Source organism: Nocardia higoensis NBRC 100133 (assembly GCF_000308595.1).
Classification (GTDB): domain Bacteria; phylum Actinomycetota; class Actinomycetes; order Mycobacteriales; family Mycobacteriaceae; genus Nocardia; species Nocardia higoensis.
Genome location: NZ_BAGA01000083.1, coordinates 1 through 23,068 on the forward strand (window position 1 = coordinate 1; position 23,068 = coordinate 23,068).

The window sequence follows — 23,068 nt, forward strand, 5'->3', positions numbered from 1 at the left end:
GCGTCAGCAGGACCTGCAGGACGCCCGCGACCCAGAACTTCGGCTTCAGCTCGGCGAAGAGCTTGCTGCCCGCCTGCGAACGCCAGTTGCCGCGGGTGGGCGCGACGGTCGCGGCAGCGGGCTGCGCGGCGGGCTCCGCGGACGGCTCCACGGCCTGTGCACTCGCCGGTGCGGGGGTGGTCGCGCTGTCAGAGGTTTCGGCGACGTCCGACGGGACGTCCTCGACCTCGGAGCCGTCGCGCTCCTTGCCCATCGCGCGGCCGATGGCCCAGTAGGCCTGCTGGTAGAACTCCGACTTGGGGAAGCCGAACTCCTCCTTGACCCGGGTGCGGATGTGCTTGAGCGCCTTGGACTCCGGACCGGCCCAGCAATACCAGTTCGACCAGTCGCGTGCCTCGATCGCGGCGGCCATCGCCTGCTCCGAGGTCCGGGGCACCCAGTGCACGCGCGCGAGGGGGTGCTCGGCCAGCGGGATCAGCAGATCGTCGTCGTGGTGCTGTTCGAGATACACCTCGACCGACACGTGCCGGGGCAGTGCCCGCAGAATGGAATTGATCGCGGGGATGGAGGCGGAGTCACCGATCAGCAGATAGCCCGCGGGCAGGTCCTCCGGGATCGCGAAACCCCGGGAACCGAACGAGGCCACCTCGATCTCTTCGCCGGCCTGCGCCCGCTGCGCCCACGCCGAAGCCGGGCCCGCCGGTTCGTGCAGCACGAAGTCCACGGCGAAATTGCCGGTCTCCGGATCGACTTCGGCAATGGTGTATCCGCGTTGGAACTCCTTGTCCGAGCCGTCCGCGGCCGGGAACCAGATCCGCAGCCACGCCGTCGGTTCGATGTCGATCTCGGCGAACAGCGTGGGCGCGGTCAGCCAGATCCGGCGCATCCGCGGCGTCGTCTGCTCGGAGCCGACGACCGTGGCGGTGTGGTACTGGATGCCGTAGGCGCGAAGCATCGCCCCGGTGAAACCTCTGCGAGCCATTCAGCCATGTCCTCTCGCGTGCGACTTTGGTGAGCCTACACAAACTCGGAATGTCACAACCGCCCGCGCGACCGAATCGGTACGCCGCGGATCAGTTGTCGTTCTTCAGGTCCGTCAGTGACAGGCGGAGCACGCCCACCACGAAGAGCACGACGCACAGCACGCCGAAATACAGCAGCGAACCGTTCTCACCCCCGAACAGGCTGTCGAACGTCGCCAGCTGGCCCACGCCGAGTTCGCCGTTCTTGAAGGGCATCAGGCGCTGCACCGTCATGCCGATGTCGCCGGGGATGAAATTGACGAACACCTCGACGCCGAACTTCCACAGCAGCACGATCATCACCACGAAACCCGGCTTGGGAACCAGTGCGGCCAGGCCGAGACCGAGCGCGCTGACGAGCACGGTCAGCAGCGGGATACCGAACCACAGCCGTAATCCGTCGGAGGAGAAGACATCCACCCGGCCCCAGATATCGGGCAGCAGACGCGGGAAACCCCACAGGATCACGAAAGTGGTCGCCCAGGCGGTGAAAGCACCGATCGCGCCGAACACGATCAGCTTCGCGACCGGAAGCAGCCAGCGGCGCGTCTGGATGCCGAAGACGATCTGGATCGTGTTGTCCTTGAATTCCGAGCACAGCGACGAGACGCCGCCCGCCATCAGGATGAAGGTGGAGAACACGATGATCCAGTAGGCGGCGTTGTTGGTGTCCATGCCGCCTGCGCCGTTGAACGTGTCGGTCTGCACGGCCATCGCGATGCCGTAGTTGAGCAGGACCGGGATCAGCACAGCCGCGGGCACGATCGTGTACCACAGGGCATTGCGCCAGGACAGTTTCGCGCATTCGCTGCGCACGGACCTGATCAGGTACGTCGCGGTACTCACCGCGCTCCCCCCTTCGCGGCGTATTCGACGCTGTTTCTGGTGATCTCGAGATAGGCCGACTCGAGCAGGCGCGGACCGCTGCCGCGCGCGACGGTCTCGTCACGACTGGCGTCGGAGAGGACTTCGCCCTTGCCCATCACGGTGATCCAGGTGGCGGTGATCTCCACCTCGGTGAGGTCGTGGGAGGCCACCATGACGCATTTGCCCTCGGCGGCCAGGCCGGTGAGCAGTTCACGCAACCACAGCGTGCCTTCGACATCCAGGCCGTTGGCCGGTTCGTCGAGGATGATGGTGCGCGGATCGCCCAGCAAGGCCGAGGCGATACCGAGCCGCTGCAGCATGCCGTAGGAGAACTTGCCGACCGGGCGCTCGGCCACGCTCGCCAACCCGACGCGTTCGAGCACCGGGGCGACCGTGCTGTCGGAGATTCCGCCGAGGCGTGCCTGCCAGCGCAGATGTTGCTCGGCGGTGTGTTTCGGATTGCGGGAGAAGGCGCCGAGGCTGAAACCGACCTCGCCGATGGTGTTCGCCAGTTCCCGCAACGCGCTGCCGTTGATGGCGATCGTCCCGGCATCCGGGGTGATCAGGCCGGCGATCATGCGCATGAGGGTGGTCTTGCCCGCACCGTTGGGCCCGAGCAGATAGGTGATCGCGCCGTCCTCGGCGGTGAAATCGACGGCCCGCACCGCGACTTTGTCGCCGAAACTCTTGGAAACGCCCTTGACGCTGATCATTGGTCAGTCCGTACCTCTCCACGCCCCTCGCAGCACTGGAGCGACCCCCGGACACCGGGGATCGCTCCAGGCGGGACATCCGAATCGTCAGTAACCGAAGCTCGGGTTACCGGCGCACTGCATCTCCTGGCAGATCGACTTCCAGTCGAACTTCCACAGACCGCCCTCGCGGATCCAGTGGTAGACGGTGCTGGTGGCCGGGACGCCCGCCATCAGGCCCTGCACGGAGACCGACATGGAGTTGCCGGAGATGTTCACCGGACCGACCGCGCGACCCTGGATGGAGAAGAAGTCCATGGTGCGGCTGTTCTGCATGACCTGCTCGAGCGCGGCACGGGCGCCGGGGCCGTTGTAGCTGACCTCGATCTTGGGATCGATGCCGATGTTCGGGTTCCAGAAGGCCGCGAACTGGCGCTCGATCTGGTCGAGGCTCGGGGAATCGGAGCTCACGTAGAGGTCGTTCGCCGTGGAGTTACGGATCGAGACATCGGCCGAAGCGGGCGAAGCCAGGCCCAATGCGAGCAGTGCGGCGAAAGCGCCGGCGATGACGACCTTGAGGATTTTGGACATGACACCCTTCTCGACTTGACCCAGGGGAGACCCGGCCGGGCCGGATTCGCGCGAGACGTCCACGCCTCCCCGCCGTTGCGCGCGACGAACTTTCGGGGCGCGTGTACGGCGTGAGCAACAGTAAACCGCAAGAGTTAGGTGAGTCAAACCTAAGTACTGCGGCGGGTCACCTGCGTCCGGGTCAGAGGGTGTCGGAGAAGTCCGCGGGCGCGCGCGTCGAGTGCGTGGGCAGATCGGGATGCACCGCGGCCGGAGCGACCGGCGCGGGCGCCTCGATCTCGGAAGCCTCGTCGTCGGCCAGCGCGGCGGCCGCCTCCCGCTTGGCGCGGCGAGCGTCGGTGATCCGGGCGATCTGCACCGCGACTTCGAACAGCACCGTGAGCGCCAACGCCAGCGCCAGCATGGAGAACGGGTCCTGCGGGGTGACGATCGCGGCGAAGACGAACAGGCCGAAGACGATGCCGCGCCGCCAGGCCTTCAGCTTGGCGTAGGGCAGCACGCCGACCGCGTTCAAACCGACCACCAGCAGCGGCGTCTCGAAGCTGACGCCGAAGATGATCAGCAGTTGGATGATGAACGAGAAGTACTGCGAACCACTCAGCGCGGTGATCTGCGCGTTGTTACCGATCGAGAGCAGAAAGCTCAACGCGTGCGCCACCACGACGTAGGCAAGCACCGCGCCGCTGACGAACAGTGCCGAGCCCGCCGTCACGAAGCTGACGGCATACCGTCGTTCCTTCGCGTAGAGACCGGGGGTGATGAACGCCCACAGCTGGTAGAGCCAGATCGGCGCGGCCAGCACCACGCCCGCGGTGAAACCGACCTTCATCCGGAGCATGAACTGCTCGAACGGAGCGGTCGCCAAGAGTTTGCAGGAGCCGTCGGGGGTCAGCGCCGCCCTCGACCCGGCGGGAAGCGAACAGTACGGCCCGGTGAGCACATCACCCAGGCTGGGCACCATCCAGAAGGAATGCGCGTACCAGAAGAAGCCGAACACCGTGGTCAGCAGGACAGCCGCGATGGACTTGAGCAGCCTGCTGCGCAACTCCTGCAGATGTTCGACCAACGACATGGTGCCGTCGGGATTCGTCCTGCGCTTGCTGCGCCGGGGATCGAACGGGATTCGCATCGTGGTGGTTTGTCCCTGTGCTCGCGGGCCGCGGGGGCGGACGCCTGTGTCTACCGCCGAACAGCACTGATCGGGGCGAGCGTGCGCTCACCCCGATGAAAGCATTCGGCTCAGGCCGACTTGTGCTCGGGCTGGGTGGCCTGCGGAGCGGCGGGCTGCGTGGCCTGCGGAGCAGCGGGCTGCGCGGCGGGCAACTGCTGGGCGGGCTGCTGCACGGGCGCGGCGCCGGACTGTGGCGTCTCGTTCTGCATCTGGCTGACCTCGCTCTTGAAGATGCGCAACGAACGCCCGAGGCCACGCGCCGCGTCCGGCAGTCGCTTGGCACCGAAGAGCACCACGAACAGCAACGCGATGATCAGCAGGTGCGACCAGCTGAACGTGCCTGACATGTGTACCTCCCAAGAAAGTGGTGCCTCCGATGCTACCGGACCTGTTCGGCGCCGCACCGAGGCTCCGGGCGTTGGTGGGAGTAGTCACCGAGCCGTCGTCTCACGGCAACCGCGCGGACCCCTTGCCGCCGCGATCGGCAGCCGCCCGGAGCTCGGCGAGCAGTTCGGCGCCGGTCCACTGCCTGAGCTCCCCCTGTTCGGCCTCGTTGATCAGCTGGATGAGCCGCTGGTTCACCGGCGTCGCCACCCCGGTCATCGCCCCGAGGTCAACCACCTCGCCGCACAGCCAGGTGATCTCGGTGCGGCGACCCGCGGCCAGGTCGTCGGCCATCGACGAACGCGCCAGCGGGTCGATCGCCAGCACCCGGGCGGCCAGCAAGCGGAACAGCCAGGTCGGCACGGTCAGCACCGAGGCCATCAGCTCCGAGGGCAGCGCGGTGAGGCGGGCGGGGTGGATGCGCGCCCGGTGCATGACCTCGAGCGCCTCCTTCTGCGCCAGCGCCACACAGCGCCGGTAGTCGCGATCGGAGAGTTCCTCGCGCAGCGGCAGCCCGGACAGGGCGTTGACCGGGTTGTTCAGGTTCAGCAGCAATTTGGCCCACTGCACCGGACGTAGGTCGTCGTGGCGCTGCAACGGCAGGCCCGCGCGGTCGAACAGGTCGAGGTAGTTCCCCAGCACCGGATCGTCCTGCACCGCGATCCCGCCCTCGGTGCCGCGATGGTAGTGGCCGGCATCGCGGCGGATCACGTTGAACATGACCATGCCCGGCAGCACCACGCAGGAGGGCAGGATGTCGCGCAGGACGGTGTCGTTGCCGATCCCGTTCTGCAGGCTCAGCACGACGGTGCCCGGCCGGATACGGCCTGCCAGGGCACGCGCGGCATCGGCGGTGGCCCCGGATTTCACTGTGACGAGCACCAGATCGGCCCGGCCGACGTCCTCGGGTTCGGTGGCCACCCGGAATCCCTCCGGCGCGATCCGCTGCGAGGCGCCGTCGAGATCGGTCAGGAACAGACCCTCGGTGGTGATCTCGTCGAGCAGCCACTGCCTGCCGACGAAGGTCACCGCCGCGCCCGCGCCCGCCAGCAGGCCGCCGACGTACATGCCGATATTGCCCGCGCCGAACACCATCACGCGGTGCGGGGACCCGCTCCGCGCGTTCACAGGGCGTCCACTTCCTCCAAGCCCGCCTCCCGGTAGGCCGACAACGCCGCCTCGGAGCGATCACGCACCGCGGCGACCAGTTCCACCGGGCCGAGCGCGCGCACGCCCGCGCCGAAGCCGAGCAGCAGCCGCGCCATCCAGTCCAGGGTGGCGAAGCGCATGGTGGCCTCCATCGAGCCGTCCGGATGGGTGGCCACCTTGTGCATCGGATACTGGTCGAGCACCCAGCCGTAGTCCGGCCGGATGAGCAGCCGGGCCAGCGGCACCGCCGGATCGTCCTGGAAGAGGTCGAGTGCCGCCTCGGTCGATACGTCACGTGGCGGCCGGGCGGGCTCGTCCAGCTCGGTGGCGGCCTCCATCCGGTCGAAGCGGAACAGCCGCACCGCCTCGGCCTCCCGGCACCACGCCTGCAGGTAGCTGTTGTCGTCGACGAGCAGGATGCGGATCGGATCGACCACCCGCTCGGAGACCTCGTCCCGGCTGGCCGAGTAGTAGACCAGCCGCAGCGCGCGCCCGGCGGCCAGCGCCGAGCGCACCGTGGTCACCGCCGGCGCCTCCAGCGGGGCGAACGCGGTGGACTGCGGGCCTGCGGATTCGGTCGCGCCGTCGGCGATGGCGGATTCGATCTTGGCGATCGCGGCGTGCGCGGCCGTCGGATCGACCATGCCGGGCATCTCCACGATCGAGCGCAGCGCCACCAACAGGGCGGTGGCCTCGGTCGAGGTCAGCCGCAGTGGCCGATCGATGCCCGCGGAGAAGGTGACCTCGATGCTCTCCTCGGAGAACGACAGGTCGATCAGATCGCCGGGTCCGTAACCGGGCAACCCGCACATCCACAGCTGGTTCAGATCACTCATCAGCTGCTTGGTGCTCACCCCCAGGTCGGCCGCCGCCTCGGCGGCGCTGATACCCGGATTGGCGATCAGATACGGGATCATGTTCAGCAGCCGCGACAGCCGCACCGACAGTCTGCTCGAACTCATGCCGTCGCCTCCGGGCTCTCCGAAACGGTGGCCTTCGATACCGCGAGTTCGGAGACCGCCCGCAGCCGCGCCATCACATCGGCGCGCAGCTCCCGCGGCTCGAGCACCAGCGCGTCCGGCCCCAGGCCGGTGACCAGCCTCGCGATCCAATCCCAGGAGCGCACCGGCACCTCGAGCACCACACCGGAGCGACCGGCGAGCACCTTCGCCTCCCGCACCGAGGCCAGTCTGCGCAGGTCACGACCACGGCCGTCGGCCACCCAGATGACCGCGGTGCCGGTGACCGGACTGCTTCTGGTGACCCGCGCGACGATCTCACGCAGATCCACGCCCTCGGGCTTGCCGACCACATTGCGCGGCCCGTAGGGGGTCACATCGGCGGCGATCCGGGACAGCCGGAAGCTGCGTACCGCGCCGCGGTCCCGATCGTGCCCGACCAGATACCACCGGCCCCGATGGGTCACCACGCCCCACGGCTCGACATCACGCATCCGGTACGGCTCCCCCACCGACCCGCGGTGCTCGAATCGCACGGCCTGCCCCGCGTCCACCGCGGCCAGCAGCTTGCCGAGCACCGGCTCCGAGCCCCTGGTGCGGGCGGGCACCGCGGGCACGGTCGCCACCGGCGCCTCGGTCTCGACATGGATGCCCGCCGCGCGCAGCTTGAGCAACGCGCCCTCGGCGGCAGCCGCCAGCTCCGGCGATTCCCACAATTGCACGGCGACCGCCACCGCGGCCGCCTGCTCATCGGTGAGATCGATATCGGGCAGCGCATAGGCGTCCGGATTGATGCGATAGCCCTCCAGCGTCGAGAACCGGCCGACCGGGCCGACCTCGAGCGGTATACCCAGGTCGCGCAGCTCGTTCTTGTCGCGCTCGAACATCCGGCTGAACGCTTCGTCGCTGGCCGAGTCCTCGTAGCCCGCGACACTCTCCCTGATCCGCTCCGCACTCAGGAACTGACGGGTCGACAACAGCGCGATGACCAGATTCATCAGCCGCTCGACCTTGGATATCGCCACCCGATAGAGGGTAATCCGCCCCGCCGCGCAGGTGTGCGGCGGCGCGCGAAACCCGCCTCACGCGGGGCGAGACGGGCTTCGGCTTCCGGCTACATGGAGGCGATCAGGCGTTCCACCCGCTCGTCGACCGACCGGAACGGGTCCTTGCACAGCACGGTGCGCTGCGCCTGATCGTTGAGCTTCAGGTGCACCCAGTCCACGGTGAAATCACGGCCGGCCTCCTGGGCGGCGGTGATGAAATCACCGCGCAGCTTGGCGCGCGTGGTCTGCGGCGGGGTGTCCACCGCGGCGTCGACGGCCTCGTCCTCGGTGATCCGCTTCGCCAGCCCCTTGCGCTGCAGCAGATCGAACACCCCGCGACCGCGCTTGATGTCGTGGTACGCCAGATCCAGCTGGGCGATCTTCGGATCGGACAGCTCCATGCTGTAGCGGTCCTGGTAGCGCTGGAACAGCTTGCGCTTGATCACCCAGTCGATCTCGGTGTCGACCTTGGCGAAGTCCTGCGCCTCCACCGCGTCGAGGGTACGGCCCCACAGATCGACGACCTGGTCGATCTGCGGATCGCGATCCCGGTTGCGCAGATGCTCCACCGCGCGGGAGTAGTACTCGCGCTGGATGTCGAGCGCGCTGGCCTGCCGCCCACCGGCCAGCCGCACCGGCCTGCGACCGGTGAGGTCGTGGCTGACCTCGCGGATCGCGCGAATCGGATTGTCCAGGGCGAAGTCGCGGAAGGACACGCCCGCCTCGATCATCTCCAGCACCAGCGCCGCGGTGCCCACCTTGAGCATCGTGGTGGTCTCGGCCATGTTCGAGTCGCCGACGATGACGTGCAGGCGCCGGTATTTCTCGGCGTCGGCGTGCGGCTCGTCGCGGGTGTTGATGATCGGACGCGAGCGGGTGGTCGCCGAGGAGACGCCTTCCCAGATGTGCTCGGCCCGCTGCGACAGGCAGAAGGTGGCGGCCTTGGGCGTCTGCAGCACCTTGCCCGCGCCACAGATCAGCTGGCGGGTGACGAGGAACGGCAGCAGCACGTCGGAGATGCGGGAGAACTCCCCCGCTCGCACCACGAGGAAGTTCTCGTGACAGCCGTAGGAGTTGCCCGCGGAGTCGGTGTTGTTCTTGAACAGATAGATGTCACCGCCGATCCCCTCTTCGGCCAGCCGCTGCTCGGCGTCGATGAGCAGATCCTCGAGCACCCGCTCACCCGCGCGGTCGTGGGTGACCAGTTGATGCAGGCTGTCGCACTCGGCGGTCGCGTACTCGGGATGCGAGCCGACGTCGAGGTAGAGGCGAGCACCGTTGCGAAGGAACACGTTCGAGCTACGGCCCCAGGACACCACCCGGCGGAAGAGGTACCGGGCAACTTCGTCGGGGGACAGCCGACGGTGACCGTGAAAGGTGCATGTCACACCGAACTCGGTCTCGATCCCCATAATTCGTCGCTGCACTCTTCGAGGTTACAGCCAAGTGGGGTTGTCGCGGGGCGGTCGGACGACAGCGGGGCCTACGTCTTCACAACGATTCGGGGTCCGCCACTCGATTGCGGATGGAAAACTTCCGGCTGGAAAACACGAAGGGTCCGTACGCGAACCAGTGGTTCGCGTACGGACCCATCCGAGTGATTTCCGTCCGTGCTAGCTGGCGGAATCGCCCGATTCTTCTGTGGCGTCCCCGGGCAGTTCCACCGTGGTGGTCGGCTTCTTCGCTGCCGACTCCGCGGCCTCGCCGTCGCCCGCGGCCAGGAGCTGCTCGAGCGTGGCCGCCGGAACCCGACGGAAGGCCCGCCGGGGCCTGGCCTGTTCCAGGGTAGCGACCTCGAGCTGCGCGACGCCGATGGTGCGCTTGTCCTTGTCGCCTTCCGGGATGGCGGCCTGCAGGGCCTGAACCGCGATCCCGATCGCTTCGCCGAGTTCCAGGCCTGGCCGGTAGGAACTCTTCAACGCCGTGACGATGGGCTCGGTGGTACCGCCCATGACCACGAATTCGCGCTCGTCGACGATCGCGCCCTCGTAGTTGATGCGATAGAGCACCGCTTCCGGCGACTCTCCGGAGTAGCCGACCTCCGCGACGCAGATCTCCACTTCGAACGGCTTGAGCTGGTCGTTGAAGATCGTGCCGAGGGTCTGCGCGTAGGCATTGGCCAGCGCACGGCCGGTGACATCGCGCCGGTCGTACTGGTAACCCCGCAGATCGGCCTGCAGGATGCCGCCGCGACGCAGGCTCTCGAACTCGTTGTACTTGCCCACCGCGGCGAATCCGACGCGGTCGTAGAGCTCGCTGACCTTGTGCAGCGTGGCGGAGGGGTTCTCCGCCACGAACAGCACGCCCTTGTCGTAGGTCAGCACGATCACGCTGCGACCCCGAGCGATGCCCTTACGGGCGAGCTCGGTCTTGTCGCGCATGATCTGCTCGGCGGACGCGTAGTACGGCAGCGTCATGCGCGGGCACCCCCTTCCTGGGCCGCGGTGCGATCGGCAACGATGCCGTGGGCGATCTCGGCGAGCCGGTCCTCGGCCACGTCGAGCGCGCCCTCGGCATCGATCACGACCGCGGTCGGGTAGATGCCGCGCAACAGATCGGGACCACCGGTGGCGGTGTCGTCGTCGGCCGCGTCGTAGAGCGACTCGATCGCGATGCGCAACGCCCGGTCCTGATCGATTCCCTTGGCGTACAACTTCTTCAACGAGGTCCGGGCGAACATCGACCCGGAACCGACAGCGGTGTACCCGAAGCGTTCCTCGCTGCGCCCGCCGACCACGTCGAAGGACACGATCCGGCCTGCGCGGTCCGGATCACCGACCACCCGATCGTCGTAACCGACGAGCAACGGCACCACGGCCAGGCCCTGCATCGCCGCGGGAAGGTTGTCTCGCACCATCTTCGACAGCTTGTTGGCCTTGCCGTCGAAGGTGAGCGGGACGCCCTCGATCTTCTCGTAGTGCTCGAGCTCGACCGCGAACAATCGCACCAACTCCACGGCCATGCCCGCGGTACCCGCGATGCCCGCCGCGGAGAAGGTGTCGGTGATGTAGACCTTCTCCATGTCCCTGCTGGCCAACAGGTTTCCCTGGGTGGCCCGGCGATCGCCCGCGATCAGCACGCCGCCGCGGTAGCTGACCGCGACGATGGTGGTGCCGTGCGGGGCGATGTCCTTACCGACGGCGCCACCGGTAGAACCGGTGGCGCCGTCGAGGGCAGAGAACCTGTTGGGCCACAACAATTCCGGAGCGTGTAGCCGCAGGTGTTCGGTGAAAGAGGAAAGCGCGTGCCCCGGGTGGAGACGCATCGGGTCACCCGCAGTCACTGGCCGCCCTTCTGCACGTAGGCGCGAACGAAGTCCTCCGCGTTCTCCTCGAGCACGTCGTCGATCTCGTCGAGCAGGTCGTCGGTCTCTTCCGCCAGCTTCTCGCGGCGTTCCTGCCCAGCGGCATCGGGGCCGACGGAACCATCGTCCTCGTCGCCGCCCCCGGTGCGCTTGGTCTGCTCTTGTGCCATGGCAGCCGACCTCCTGTGTTCTCATCATGACCGGAGCCAGGGGTGAGCACGGTTCCGATCATGCGCAATGTGCGTGCTCGTCCTTCAACACTACCCAGCGACCCCGACACCATGTCGGATCTGTTGTCTTTTCGTGCGGTCTGTCCGTGTGATCTTGTCCGGTGCTCAGTGGGTGAGTTCACGGACCAGGTCGGCCGCGCTGTCCACCCCGTCGAGCAGTTTCCCGACGTGCGACTTGGTGCCGCGGCGCGGTTCCAGGGTGGGGATGCGCACCAACGAATCCCCGCCCAGATCGAAGATCACCGAATCCCAGCTCGCCGCCGCGATATCGGCACCGAACCGGCGCAGGCACTCGCCGCGGAAGTAGGCCCTGGTATCGGTGGGCGGGTTGGTCATCGCGTCGAGCACCTGCTGCTCGCTGACCAGCCGCTTCATCGACCCGCGCGCCACCAGCCGGTTGTACAGGCCCTTGTCCAGGCGCACATCGGAGTACTGCAGATCCATCATGTGCAGCTTGGGCGCGGCCCAGTTCAGGCCCTCGCGGCTGCGCATGCCCTCGAGCAGGCGCAGCTTGGCGGGCCAGTCCAGCAGATTCGCGCATTCCATCGGGTCGCGCTCGAGCAGGTCGAGCACCATCGCCCAGTTGTCCAGGACGTCGCGGGCGCGTGGGTCGTCGTTGCCCTCGCGGTCCATGAACTTGGCGACCTTCTCGTGGTACAGCCGCTGCAGGGCCAGGCCGGTGAGCTCGCGGCCGTCGGCCATCGCGACCGCCACCCGCAGGGTGGGATCGTGGCTGATCTGATGCACGGCGGTGACCGGGCGGGCCAGCTGCAGATCCGACAGGTCCTCGCCGGCCTCGATCAGGTCCAGCACCAGCGCGGTGGTGCCGACCTTGAGGTAGGTCGACATCTCGGCGAGGTTCGCGTCGCCGATGATGACGTGCAGCCTGCGATATTTGTCCGCGTCGGCGTGCGGTTCGTCGCGGGTGTTGATGATGCCGCGCTTGAGGGTGGTCTCCAGGCCGACCTCGACCTCGATGTAGTCCGCGCGCTGGGACAGCTGGAAGCCGGACTGGTCGCCCGACTGGCCGATGCCGACCCGGCCGGACCCGCAGATCACCTGGCGGGAGACGAAGAACGGGGTGAGTCCCACGATGATCTGATTGAACGGCGTGTCCCGGTTCATCAGGTAGTTCTCGTGGGTGCCGTAGGAGGCGCCCTTGCCGTCGACGTTGTTCTTGTACAGCTGCAGGCGCGGCGCTCCCGGCACGCTGGAGGCGTGCCTGGCGGCCGCCTCCATCACCCGCTCGCCGGCCTTGTCCCAGATCACGGCGTCGAGCGGGTCGACGACCTCGGGCGCGGAGTACTCCGGGTGGGCGTGATCGACGTAGAGCCTGGCCCCGTTGGTGAGGATCATGTTGGCCGCGCCGACCTCGTCGGCGTCGATGACCGGGGCCGGACCGTTCATCCGGCTCAGGTCGAACCCGCGCGCGTCGCGCAACGGCGACTCCACCTCGTAGTCCCATCGGGTCCGCCGCGCGCGCGGCACGCCCTCGGCCGCCGCGTACGCCAGGACCGCCTGCGTGGAGGTGAGGATCGGGTTGGCCGACGGCTCGGTAGGCGTCGAGATGCCGTATTCGACCTCTATTCCGATGATGCGCTGCATACCACGAGACTAGGCGACGCGCGCCGCGGCGGCGGCCGTACCCGTTCGCGTCCGGTCCGATCCGGCCGTCCCCCTGACAGTTCCGCACGAGTAGGGGTTCGGGTCGTTCATGATGGGTACCCCGGTCGCCCTCGCGGGTGACGACAGGGGTTCGGAGCTCGTTCCGGACGGGTACGCCGGACGGTCCGCACGGGCGACGACACGCGCGCCCGAGCGCCGCATAGTGACGACGTGACCGAACAGATCGCCGACCCGGCGCGGCAACCGGCTCCCGGCGCGTCCGCCTCGCCGCCGCCGCGTCTGGCCGCCCTCGACGTGCTGCGCGGTGTGGCGATTCTCGGCACCCTCGCGACGAACATCTGGATCATGACCGACCCCGAAGGCATGATCGGCTATCTCGGCCACGTCGGCTCCGCTGAGTCCGGGTGGACCGAACGCATCCTGCAGCAGCTCGCCCAGGGCAAGTTCCTCGGTCTGCTCACGATCATGTTCGGCATCGGCCTGGCGATCCAGCAGGCCTCGGCCACCCGCGCCGGCCGCCGGTGGCCGGGCGGATACCCGTGGCGTGCGGGCCTGTTGTTCCTCGACGGCGTCCTGAACTTCGTCTTCGTCGCCGAGTTCGACGTGCTGATGGGTTACGCGGTCACCGGTCTGGTGGTGGCACTGCTGCTCGCGACGAGCCGACGGGCGCAGCGGCGCTGGCTGATCGTCGCGACGGCCGTGCATGTGACATCGCTGTCCCTGCTGGCCGTCGTGCTCGCGCTCGCGCCCGAATCCGAATCCGCTCCGCGCGAGACACTCGATCCGAATCCTTATGCGGACGGATCCTTCTGGGATCTGGTGCTGTTCCGGCTCGACAACGCGGCGCTGTTCCGGCTCGAGCCGGTGGTGATCTTCCCGATGTCGGTGGCCCTGTTCCTGACCGGCGCCGTGCTGTTCCGGCGCGGCGTATTCGGCACGGAAGGCGCGCGCCTGCGCCGGACGCTGATGATCGTCGGCGCGGCCGCCGCCGTGGCCGATCTGCTCGCGGGCGTGCTCGGCGGCGGTGCCACGCTCGTCTTCACCCGCTACGGGACCGCCCCCGCGGTCGCCTTCGGCCTGCTCGCACTCGTCGCCGAGTTCTACGCGCACGGCCGGCGCATCGGATTCGCCGGGCGCAGGCTGACCGAGGTCGGGCGAACCGCGTTGTCCTGCTACATCCTGCAGAATCTGGTGGCCTCGGCGCTGTGCTACGGATGGGGGTTCGGTCTGGCGGCACGGGTCGGCGACGAGACGCGGGTGCCGTTCACGATCGGGATGTACCTGCTGGTGTGCGCGATCATCGTGGCGTCCGCGCATCTGTGGCTCCGCCGTTTCGACCGCGGGCCCGTGGAATGGCTGTGGCACACGAGCTACCGGCGGCTTTCCGGCGAGCGCTGACGAAGATCGCACTGCCCCAACCGATGCGCGGTCACACCGGTGGACACCGACTCGCCGAAACGACCACGGTGAAGGCGTGTCGCCGGATATTCTCGTGCGGTGGGTCCGAATCCGGACCCGAAGTGCTCGGCATGCGGGAGCGTCGGATGGAGAAGGCCCTGGTCGTCGACGAAAAGCCCCGCTGGGCAACAGCTCTGCTACGCCCCGGCATCCTGGCCTTCGGCGGGCCGATCGAACCCTCCGCGCTGCATGCCCATCACACCGTCCAGATGCTGGTCGCCCGGACGCCCGTCACCGTCATGGACGCGGGCGGTGTGCGTCACCAGGGCACCCGGGTGATCGTGCCCGCCGACGCGCCCTACCGGATCGAATCGGCCGCCGAGGGCGCGACGCTCTACCTCGACCCGGAGACCGCCGCGGGCGCCGCTGCCGCGGCCGACGCCCATCGCGGCGGCTGGGCCGACGACCGGAATCCGTTACCGGCGGCCATGGCCGACTCCCCCATCGCCGAGCAGGTCGCCGCCATCGTGCAGACCCTGCGCTCCACACCGCTCACCGCACCGCACCGGCACGCCGCGGTCACCGAGGCCCTGCAACTGCTGCCCTCGCTCGTCCTGGACCGCAGTGTGCGTGGCGCCGACGTCGCCAAGCGAGTCGGCCTGTCGCCCGGCCGTCTGTCACATCTGTTCACCGAGCAGGTGGGAATCCCGTTGCGCCCCTACATCCTCTGGCTGCGGCTGCGCATCGCCATCGCCCGCTTCCGGTCCGGAGACGATCTGGCCGCCGCCGCGCACGCCGCGGGCTTCGACGACAGCACCGATCTCACTCGCACGTGCAGGCGCACCTTCGGCCTCACCCCGGATGCCCTGCACCACGCCGCCCACTGGGATCTGGGCGACGAGGTGCGCTGAGCCCGCGCGCTGTCGCCGCTCGGACGCGGCCTCGCCGGGAATCGGCCGCGCGCCGGGCGCCTCACCCCTGTCGACGACATCGGTCGGACGGATGGCCGCACGCGTGACCGATCCGCGGTTCTCAGGCCTCCGCCGGATGCTCGACCGCCGCGGCACGCAAGTACGACCGCGCGCCGATGGTCTTGAGAGCCTGCCGTACACCGACCGGAGCCCAGGCCACCGACGGGTCGTCGATCACCACCGGATCGGTCAGCCGCACGGCATGGTTCTTCAGTTTGAGCTCGAACTCTCCTGCGGCCAGGATGTTCTTGAGCCAGTCCACATCGCGGCCGTAGGTCAGCGCGATGCGATGCACCGGCCCGTCGGCGAAAGCGAGCACCGGCGTCTCGTAGGCCCGGCCGGAGTGGCGGCCCTTGTGCACCACCACCGCCAGCGGACGCACTTTGCTCGCCAGCGGTCCGGCCACGCGGTTGGTCACGCGGCGGTTGAAAGTGGCCAGGGAATGCGGAAGTACCATCTCGTCCTTCTCAGCTCGAGGAGGCCACCGAGGCGGCCCACGCGGCGAACGCGCCCGGATTGCGGGTCTGCAGCAGCACCCGGCCGGGCCCGACGAAATCGAAGACGAAACCCTCACCGGATTTCAGCGACTGGATCGACCGACCCGACACGGCGCGGCGGATGGTGAACTGCATCGCCAGGTCGTAGGCGACGACGTGCCCGGTGTCGATGGTGATCGGTTCGCCCGGCTGCAGGTCGATGACGTCGATCGCACCGAACACGCCGACCACCGCCTCGCCCTCGCCGTGAGCTCGCAGACCGAAACCGCCCTCACCGCCGAACAGGTTCGCGAACCCGCCCCACTTCCCTTCCACGGTAACCCCGTGGGAGTTGGCGATCCAGCCGCCGCGGTTGATGAAATACGGTCGGTCCGGCGTGATCGTCAAGCTCAGCATGTCGCCGGGCAGCGCGGGCGCGACATCGACCCAGCCACCCTGGGGCGGCGCGGTGAAGGTGGACACGAAGAACGATTCCCCGGCCAGCACCGACCGCTTCAGCCCCGCCAGGATCCCGCCCTCGGCCTTGGCCTGCAGAGTCACACCGGCCGAATGGGCGAGCATCGCGCCGCTCTCGACCCGCATCGGCTCCCCGCCCGCCAGATAGCAGCGAGCGACGGTCGATGCCGGATTGTGGCGCAGTTGTACCTTCATGTTCCCGGACCCTACCGCGAGGTAGCTCTCAGCGCTGTCCCGCGCGAACCCGCCGGGCTCCTTCGGCGAATTCCTCCAAGGCACGCAACTTCCCCGGCCACCCAGATCCGGTTGCGCGCTCGTGTCTTCGGAGCAGGTCAGCCGAGTTCGCGCAGCGCTTCCTCGCTCCGGGCCACGATCGCGCGGCCGTCGCCGGTGAGCACAATGGGACGCTGAATGAGCTTCGGGTGCGCGGCCAGCGCGTCGATCCAGTGCTCGCGGTCGCCGGGAGTACGCCCCCATGTCGCGAGACCGAGATCCTTGGCGACCTGTTCGCCGGTGCGCGTGATGTCCCACGGCTCGAGCCCGAGACGATCGAGCACCGCGCGCAGTTCGTCGGCGGTGGGCGGCTCGTCCAGATAGTTGCGGACGGCATAGTCGGCGCCGTTCGCGTCCAGGTGTGCGAGCGCTGCCCGGCTCTTGCTACACCGGGGGTTGTGCCAGATCTCGGTTTGCCCTGCGGTCATGGCCACAGCCTAGTACCGGAGCCACTCGCCTCGGGCTCACGTCACAAGTGCATCCAGCCCGGCCTCGTCTCCCCCGAACCTGCTCATCGGCCCCGCACAAGACCACCGGCCGCGACCCCGGATCGGGATCGCGGCCGGTGCTCCGGTGCGCTGTTACAGGTACTGACCGGTGTTGGACTCGGTGTCGATCGCCCGGCTCGCGCTGGCGTTCTTGCCGGTGACCAGCGTCCGGATGTAGACGATGCGCTCGCCCTTCTTGCCCGAGATCCGCGCCCAGTCATCGGGATTCGTGGTGTTGGGCAGGTCCTCGTTCTCGGAGAACTCGTCCACGATCGAATCGAAGAGATGCTGGATGCGCAGGCCCGGATTGCCGGTCTCGAGCACCGACTTGATCGCGTACTTCTTGGCGCGGTCGACGATGTTCTGGATCATCGCGCCGGAGTTGAAGTCCTTGAAGTACAGGACTTCCTTGTCACCGTTGGCGTAGGTGACCTCCAGGAAGCGGTTGTCCTCGCTCTCGGCGTACATCCGGTCGACGACCCGTTCGATCATCGCCCGCACGCAGGCGAGCTTGTCGCCGTTGAACTCCTCCAGATCGTCCGTGTGCAGCGGCAGATCCTTGGTGAGGTACTTGGAGAAGATGTCCTGCGCCGACTCCGCGTCCGGACGCTCGATCTTGATCTTCACATCGAGGCGGCCGGGCCGCAGGATCGCGGGGTCGATCATGTCCTCGCGATTGGACGCGCCGATCACGATGACGTTCTCGAGGCCCTCGACGCCGTCGATCTCCGAGAGCAGCTGAGGCACCACGGTGGTCTCGACGTCCGAGGAGACACCCGAACCACGGGTGCGGAAGATCGAGTCCATCTCGTCGAAGAACACGATCACCGGCGTACCTTCGGATGCCTTCTCGCGGGCCCGCTGGAAGATGATCCTGATGTGGCGCTCGGTCTCGCCAACGAACTTGTTCAGCAGCTCGGGGCCCTTGATGTTCAGGAAGTACGACTTGGCTTCCTTGGCATCTTCGCCGCGCGCCTCGGCGATCTTCTTGGCCAGCGAGTTGGCGACCGCTTTGGCGATGAGCGTCTTACCGCAGCCGGGCGGGCCGTAGAGCAGCACGCCCTTGGGCGGGCGCAGCTCGTACTCGCGGAACAGGTCCTTGTGCAGGAAGGGCAGCTCGACCGCGTCGCGGATCTGCTCGATCTGCCTGCCGAGGCCGCCGATGTCGGTGTAGTCGACGTCGGGCACCTCCTCCAGCACGAGGTCCTCGACCTCGGCCTTGGGGATGCGCTCGAAGGCGAAGCCGGCCTTGGTGTCGACCAGCAGCGAGTCGCCCGGCCGCAACTTGCGGATGGGCGAGTCGGGGTCGTCCAGATCGTCGACCTCGGCGACCTTGGCCAGCGGACCCGCCAGCCAGACCACGCGCTCCTCGTCGGCGTGACCGACGACCAGGGCGCGACGGCCGTCGTCGAGGATCTCGCGCAGGGTGCCGATCTCACCGACCGCGTCGTAGTCGGTGGCCTCCACGACCGTGAGCGCTTCGTTCAACCGGACGGTCTGACCGTAGGAGAGCGCGTCGGTGTCGATGTTCGGTGAACAGGTCAACCGCATCTTCCGACCGGAGGTGAACACGTCGACGGTCTGATCCTCGTGCACGCCGATCAGGACGCCGTATCCGCTCGGAGGCTGCCCGAGCCGATCGACTTCCTCCCGCAGGGCGACCAACTGCTGACGCGCCTCTTTGAGGGTGTCCATCAGCTTGGCATTGCGAATGGTCAGCGAATCGATGCGGGCTTCCAGTTCCCGTGCCTGATCCGGCGAGTCGGCCAGTTGCCTTCGGAGCGCAGCCACCTCGGCGCGTACCGCCTCGAGCTCTCTCCAGGCCGCCGAATCCGAATTCTCGATGGGGCTCATGTGCTGCTCCTCCCAGTCCCGGTCTTACAACGCTACCGGGCGCGAACCGTTCTCGCCCTGCGACATTGTTTCTTCGTGATCACATCTACCTTGCGATGGGCGGCGGACACACCATGTTAGCCTCCCCTAACCCAGCCGGGGAGACAATCCCTCGCACCGAGCCGAAAGGTTGCTACCCATGCACCGTCCCGCCCGATCGCTGCGCGCCGCTGTCGTCACCGCCGCCGCTGCCGTCGCCCTGACCGTCGGCCTCGTCGGCTGCTCGGACGACGAATCCACCGATTCGACCGCGACCAGCAGCGCCGTCTCGACCAGCGCGTCCGCGGCCACCACCAGCGCGGCGGCCGAGGAGGGCCACTCGCACGAGGCACCCACCGCCGAGGAGTTGCAGGCGACTCTCGACCAGTTCGCCGACCCGGCCGAGCCCGCCGCGGAGAAGACCGGCCTGATCGTCGACGGCGACAAGCGCGTGGCCAACATCGAGGCCATGAACGCCGCGCTCGGCGGGTACGGTGCGCTGACCTTCGCTGTCACCGGTGTCACCGTCGAAGGCGAGACCGCCACCGCTCAGGTCGTCATCACCTCTCCGCACGGCGCCGCCCCCGCCATGCCGCTGACCTGGCAGCACGAGGGCGACAGCTGGAAGATCTCGGACGCGAGCGCCTGCACCCTGCTCGGCTTCGCCCAGGCGCCCTGCGTCGCCTGACCGGTTCCGGCCCGGCCGATCGACCGGCGGCGACCGGTCGATCGCGCAGTGATCAGCGCGCCCGCGGGTGTTCGTTCCCACCTCAGCGGGCAGACGAAACACCACGGGCGCGCCTGCGCTCAGCCCTTCGACGGCCGCCGCTGCGGCTTGGGGGTGACCGTGCCCTCGGCCAGCCGCCGCGCGCTCACCAGGAAGGCCGTGTGCGCCTGCATACGGTGCTCCGGGCGCACGGCCAGCCCGACCACGTGCCACGGCCGCACCATCGACTCCCAGGAGCGCGGCTCGGTCCAGCACTCCTGCTCGCGCAGCGCCTCGACCACCTTCGACAGCTGGGTGACGGTCGCCACGTAGACGATGAGCACGCCGCCGGGGATCAGCGCCTTGGACACCGTCGGCAGCGCATCCCACGGCGCGAGCATGTCCAGCACCACCCGGTCCACCGGTTCGCCGTCGTAGTCGGCCACGTCACCGATGGTCAGCGACCAGTTCGCCGGCCGCTCGCCGAAGAAGCGCTCGACATTGCGCACCGCGTGCTCGGCGTGGTCCTCGCGGATCTCGTGCGAGATCACCTGCCCCTCGGGCCCCACCGCGCGCAGCAACGAGCAGGTGAGCGCTCCCGAGCCCGCCCCCGCCTCGAGCACCCTGGCGCCGGGGAAGACATCGCCCTCGTGCACGATCTGCGCGGCGTCCTTGGGGTAGATCACCGCCGCGCCGCGCGGCATCGACAGCACGTAGTCGACCAGCAGCGGCCGCAGGGCCAGATACGGCGTGCCGTTCGTGGAGTTCACCACGCTGCCCTCGTCCGTGCCGATCAGGTCGTCGTGCTTGATCGCGCCGCGATGGGTGTGGAACTCCTTGCCCGGTTCGAGGATGACCGTGTGCAGGCGCCCCTTCGCATCGGACAGTTGCACCCGATCTCCGATGGTGAATGGCCCGGTCCGTCTGGCCGTCATGAAACTCCGTTCCCTGTGCTGTCAGTGCCGCCGGATAGCCTGCCAGGTATGTCAGCGCCCGCGTCCACACCCCCTGCCGAGCCACAGTCGCCACCGCCTGCGTACGCCCGCAGGCCGGCCCTGTCGCCCTCGCGGGCAACGGATTACAAGCAGTGCCCGTTGAAGTACCGGCTGCGCGCGATCGACGCGATCCCCGAACCGCCCACCCGGCAGGCGGTGCGCGGCACGGTCGTGCACGCGGTGCTCGAGGACCTCTACGGGCTCCCGCAGGACGAGCGCGCCCGCGCCCGCGCCGACGCGCTCGTGGAGCCGGCCTGGCTGCGCGTACTGGCCGAGCAGCCCGGGATCGCCGCGATCCTCGCCGACGAGGGCACCGAGCCGTTCCTCGCCGAGGTGCGGGCGCTGCTGGACAACTACTACCGGCTCGAGGATCCGACCCGCTTCTCCCCCGAATCGCGGGAGGCCAGGGTCGAGGTGGAACTGGCCGACGGCGTGCCGTTGCGCGGCTTCGTCGACCGCATCGATGTGGCGCCGACCGGGGAACTGCGGGTGGTCGACTACAAGACCGGGCGCGCGCCGGGCCCGGTGCAGGAAACCAAAGCGCTGTTCCAGCTGAAGTTCTACGCCCTGGTGTTGCTGCGTACCCGCGGCATCCTGCCCGCGCAGCTGCGGCTGATCTACCTGGCCGACGAGCAGATCCTCACCTACACCCCCGACGCCGAGGAACTGGATCGCTTCGAGCGCACGCTCAGCGCGTTGTGGGCGGCGATCCTGGAGGCGGGGCGCACCGGCGATTTCCCGCCGAACACGAGCTGGCTGTGCGGCTATTGCGACTACAAGCCGCTGTGCCCCGCGCACGGCGGCACCCCGCCCGTCTACCCCGGTTGGCCGGAGACGACGGGCGAGTCCGTCGAGGAGACGCACGCCGAAGCCGTTTCCGACTAGCGTGCCGTCCCGGCGAGTCGCCGGGACGGCACCGGCCGACGGGGCTACGCCTCAGACGCTGAAGTTGCGGAACAGCAGCACCGAGAGCCCCAGGCCCACCACGAGATTCACCACGGCCGCGGAGCCGAACACCGCGACCGGCCGCCAGCCCGCGTCGCGCAGGCCGCGCAGCGAGAACTCCAGGCCGATGGAGACGAAGGCCAGGATCAGGAACCAGGTGCGCAGATCGTTCACGATTCCGATGTGTGCCGAGCCGGTCGCCTTGTCCACCGAGGCCAGATAGATGGTGCCGATCACCGAGGCCGCGATGAAGGCGAGCACGAACTTCGGGAACCGGTCCCAGAACTGGCGGACCGACGGCCGCGCCGCGCCGGGCACGCGCTCGACGCGCAGGGTGAAGTACGCGGTGAGCGCGATGGCGACCACGCCGATCAGCGCGTTCTGGGTGGTCTTGACGATGGTGGCGATCTGCAGGCTCTGCTCGCCGGCGATCGCGCCCGCCGCCGCCACCGCCGCGGTGGTGTCGATATTGCCGCCGATCCAGGCGCCCGCCACCGCGTCGGACAGACCGAGCAGGTCCGCCAGCCACGGCAGCAGGAAGATCGAGGGCAACGCGAAGATGATCACCAGCGAGGCGGCGTAGGCGATCTGCTCGCGGCGCGCCTGCACCGCTCCGGCGGCCGCGATGGCCGCGCTGACACCGCAGATCGACACCGACGAGGACAACAGCGCGCGCAGCTTGTCGTCGAGGCCGAGCTTGCCGCCCAGCCACCAGGTGAAGCCGAACACGATGGTGATCAGCAGCAGCGCCTGCACGATGGCGGGCCCGGCCGCGGTCGCGAGCACCTTCAGGTTGATCGACGCGCCGAGCAGCACCACGCCGGTCTTGATGAAGAACTCGGTGCGGAAGCCGCCCGAGATCTTGTCGCGCAGGCCGAGTTTCGTGAGCACGACCGCGCCGAGCAGGCCGAGCGCGATGGCGTAGACCGGGTACTCGATCGGCTTCGCGATCCGCTCGAGCGGCGTGTCCGCGGCCCAGTCCGGGACATGGAGTTCCAGGTACCGGGTGAGCGCGCCGAGAAGCAACACCACCGCGAGACCGGCCAGGATCTGCGGCCGCGTCGAGGTCGAATTCGCCCGCACGGCATCGTTTTCCGATACCGGCGAGGTGTCCGCGGCCGGCGCGGCCTCGTCCTTCGCCAGGGGGTCCGCCTTGGTCGACACCCCGGCGGCGTCCGGGGCGGCTGCCGGTTCCGCGGGCGCGTCCTTCGCGGTCTGCTCGCCCGCCGATGCGCCGTCACGTGCTTCGTTGCCCGACATCACGGCACCAGCCACTCGGGGATGACGCCCAGCAGGACGAGAGCGAGCAGGGTCAGGCCGACGACGGCGGCGAGCCAGTCCTCGTTCCAGGTGAACGTGCTTTCCGACTGCTCGTCGGACGGTTTCTGCGACACGATGCGCTCCTCGGGTTCCTCATCGAGGGGCG

At 68.4% G+C, this 23,068-nt stretch carries 25 protein-coding genes; 4 read left to right on the forward strand and 21 right to left on the reverse strand.

Translation table 11 applies throughout. The features are described from left to right. From ON26_RS15285 to dop, 14 genes are all read right to left on the reverse strand, one after another. Window positions 1–982: siderophore-interacting protein (locus ON26_RS15285; protein WP_040796842.1), on the reverse strand; the 982-nt coding region annotated here is incomplete at its 3' end. 91 nt (window positions 983–1,073) lie between these two features. Continuing rightward, window positions 1,074–1,868: an ABC transporter permease gene (locus ON26_RS15290; RefSeq protein ID WP_040796820.1), complete on the reverse strand. Its 795-nt coding sequence runs from the start codon at window positions 1,866–1,868 to the stop codon at window positions 1,074–1,076. After that, on the reverse strand, window positions 1,865–2,602 hold the full coding sequence (locus ON26_RS15295) for an ABC transporter ATP-binding protein (protein WP_040796821.1): 738 nt from the start codon (window positions 2,600–2,602) through the stop codon (window positions 1,865–1,867). Before ON26_RS15295 ends, ON26_RS15290 begins: the two co-directional genes overlap by 4 nt. An 87-nt stretch (window positions 2,603–2,689) precedes the next feature. Continuing rightward, window positions 2,690–3,172: an MTB12 C-terminal domain-containing protein gene (locus ON26_RS15300; protein WP_040796843.1), complete on the reverse strand. Its 483-nt coding sequence runs from the start codon at window positions 3,170–3,172 to the stop codon at window positions 2,690–2,692. 181 nt (window positions 3,173–3,353) lie between these two features. Continuing rightward, a complete protein-coding gene (gene tatC / locus ON26_RS15305) occupies window positions 3,354–4,301 on the reverse strand; it encodes a twin-arginine translocase subunit TatC (protein WP_040796822.1) in 948 nt (315 codons plus the stop codon). A gap of 110 nt (window positions 4,302–4,411) precedes the next feature. Beyond that, window positions 4,412–4,690, reverse strand: a complete 279-nt coding sequence (tatA, locus tag ON26_RS15310; RefSeq protein WP_040796823.1) for a Sec-independent protein translocase subunit TatA — start codon at window positions 4,688–4,690, stop codon at window positions 4,412–4,414. Between the two features lie 100 nt (window positions 4,691–4,790). After that, window positions 4,791–5,822 carry a 2-dehydropantoate 2-reductase gene (locus ON26_RS15315; protein WP_040796844.1) on the reverse strand — a complete coding sequence of 344 codons (1,032 nt, stop codon included), beginning with the start codon at window positions 5,820–5,822 and terminating at the stop codon, window positions 4,791–4,793. Between the two features lie 29 nt (window positions 5,823–5,851). Next, a complete protein-coding gene (locus ON26_RS15320; protein ID WP_040796824.1) occupies window positions 5,852–6,838 on the reverse strand; it encodes a helix-turn-helix transcriptional regulator in 987 nt (328 codons plus the stop codon). Beyond that, window positions 6,835–7,860, reverse strand: a complete 1,026-nt coding sequence (locus ON26_RS15325; RefSeq protein WP_085999020.1) for a helix-turn-helix transcriptional regulator — start codon at window positions 7,858–7,860, stop codon at window positions 6,835–6,837. The genes ON26_RS15320 and ON26_RS15325 overlap by 4 nt, the downstream gene beginning before the upstream one ends. A gap of 89 nt (window positions 7,861–7,949) precedes the next feature. Then, entirely contained in the window at window positions 7,950–9,308 is a 1,359-nt protein-coding gene (gene pafA / locus ON26_RS15330; protein ID WP_218000589.1) for a Pup--protein ligase, read from the reverse strand. A gap of 186 nt (window positions 9,309–9,494) precedes the next feature. Then, entirely contained in the window at window positions 9,495–10,298 is an 804-nt protein-coding gene (prcA, locus tag ON26_RS15335) for a proteasome subunit alpha (RefSeq protein WP_040796826.1), read from the reverse strand. Further along, window positions 10,295–11,146: a proteasome subunit beta gene (gene prcB, locus ON26_RS15340; RefSeq protein ID WP_051027098.1), complete on the reverse strand. Its 852-nt coding sequence runs from the start codon at window positions 11,144–11,146 to the stop codon at window positions 10,295–10,297. The genes prcA and prcB overlap by 4 nt, the downstream gene beginning before the upstream one ends. 14 nt (window positions 11,147–11,160) lie before the next feature. Continuing rightward, window positions 11,161–11,355, reverse strand: coding sequence for a ubiquitin-like protein Pup (locus tag ON26_RS15345; RefSeq protein ID WP_040796828.1), 195 nt, complete (start codon window positions 11,353–11,355; stop codon window positions 11,161–11,163). A 165-nt stretch (window positions 11,356–11,520) separates the two neighbouring features. Then, window positions 11,521–13,020 carry a depupylase/deamidase Dop gene (gene dop, locus ON26_RS15350; RefSeq protein WP_040796829.1) on the reverse strand — a complete coding sequence of 500 codons (1,500 nt, stop codon included), beginning with the start codon at window positions 13,018–13,020 and terminating at the stop codon, window positions 11,521–11,523. Between the two features lie 243 nt (window positions 13,021–13,263). Here dop and ON26_RS15355 point away from each other — a divergent pair, with 243 nt between their 5' ends. Together ON26_RS15355 and ON26_RS15360 are read left to right on the forward strand one after the other, a co-directional pair. Next, a complete protein-coding gene (locus ON26_RS15355) occupies window positions 13,264–14,439 on the forward strand; it encodes a DUF418 domain-containing protein (protein WP_051027099.1) in 1,176 nt (391 codons plus the stop codon). 146 nt (window positions 14,440–14,585) lie between these two features. After that, entirely contained in the window at window positions 14,586–15,350 is a 765-nt protein-coding gene (locus tag ON26_RS15360) for a helix-turn-helix domain-containing protein (RefSeq protein ID WP_051027100.1), read from the forward strand. A 121-nt stretch (window positions 15,351–15,471) separates the two neighbouring features. On the opposite strand, the gene ON26_RS15365 is transcribed toward ON26_RS15360, so the two are convergent. The 4 genes from ON26_RS15365 to arc form a co-directional block, all read right to left on the reverse strand. After that, window positions 15,472–15,867 carry a PNPOx family protein gene (locus tag ON26_RS15365; protein WP_040796830.1) on the reverse strand — a complete coding sequence of 132 codons (396 nt, stop codon included), beginning with the start codon at window positions 15,865–15,867 and terminating at the stop codon, window positions 15,472–15,474. Between the two features lie 10 nt (window positions 15,868–15,877). Continuing rightward, entirely contained in the window at window positions 15,878–16,558 is a 681-nt protein-coding gene (locus tag ON26_RS15370; protein ID WP_040796831.1) for a TIGR00266 family protein, read from the reverse strand. A 137-nt stretch (window positions 16,559–16,695) separates the two neighbouring features. Beyond that, window positions 16,696–17,064 (reverse strand): arsenate reductase family protein, encoded by a 369-nt coding sequence (locus tag ON26_RS15375; protein WP_040796832.1) that lies wholly within the window; start codon window positions 17,062–17,064, stop codon window positions 16,696–16,698. A gap of 153 nt (window positions 17,065–17,217) precedes the next feature. Then, window positions 17,218–18,978: a proteasome ATPase gene (gene arc / locus ON26_RS15380; RefSeq protein WP_040796833.1), complete on the reverse strand. Its 1,761-nt coding sequence runs from the start codon at window positions 18,976–18,978 to the stop codon at window positions 17,218–17,220. Between the two features lie 178 nt (window positions 18,979–19,156). Between arc and ON26_RS15385 the strand changes: the two genes are divergently transcribed. Next, window positions 19,157–19,684: a WKL family lipoprotein gene (locus tag ON26_RS15385; RefSeq protein WP_051027095.1), complete on the forward strand. Its 528-nt coding sequence runs from the start codon at window positions 19,157–19,159 to the stop codon at window positions 19,682–19,684. 119 nt (window positions 19,685–19,803) lie between these two features. On the opposite strand, the gene ON26_RS15390 is transcribed toward ON26_RS15385, so the two are convergent. Continuing rightward, window positions 19,804–20,637, reverse strand: coding sequence for a tRNA (adenine-N1)-methyltransferase (locus ON26_RS15390; protein WP_040796834.1), 834 nt, complete (start codon window positions 20,635–20,637; stop codon window positions 19,804–19,806). A gap of 48 nt (window positions 20,638–20,685) precedes the next feature. Here ON26_RS15390 and ON26_RS15395 point away from each other — a divergent pair, with 48 nt between their 5' ends. Then, the gene (locus ON26_RS15395; protein ID WP_051027096.1) at window positions 20,686–21,582 is read left to right on the forward strand and encodes a RecB family exonuclease; all 897 of its coding nucleotides are present in this window, start codon (window positions 20,686–20,688) and stop codon (window positions 21,580–21,582) included. A gap of 51 nt (window positions 21,583–21,633) precedes the next feature. Here the strand turns inward: ON26_RS15395 and ON26_RS15400 are convergent, their stop codons facing one another. Both ON26_RS15400 and ON26_RS34920 read right to left on the reverse strand, forming a co-directional pair. Further along, a complete protein-coding gene (locus ON26_RS15400; protein ID WP_245545863.1) occupies window positions 21,634–22,902 on the reverse strand; it encodes a YeiH family protein in 1,269 nt (422 codons plus the stop codon). Further along, window positions 22,902–23,036, reverse strand: coding sequence for a hypothetical protein (locus ON26_RS34920; RefSeq protein WP_281032397.1), 135 nt, complete (start codon window positions 23,034–23,036; stop codon window positions 22,902–22,904). The genes ON26_RS15400 and ON26_RS34920 overlap by 1 nt, the downstream gene beginning before the upstream one ends. Between the last annotated feature and the right edge of the window lie 32 nt (window positions 23,037–23,068).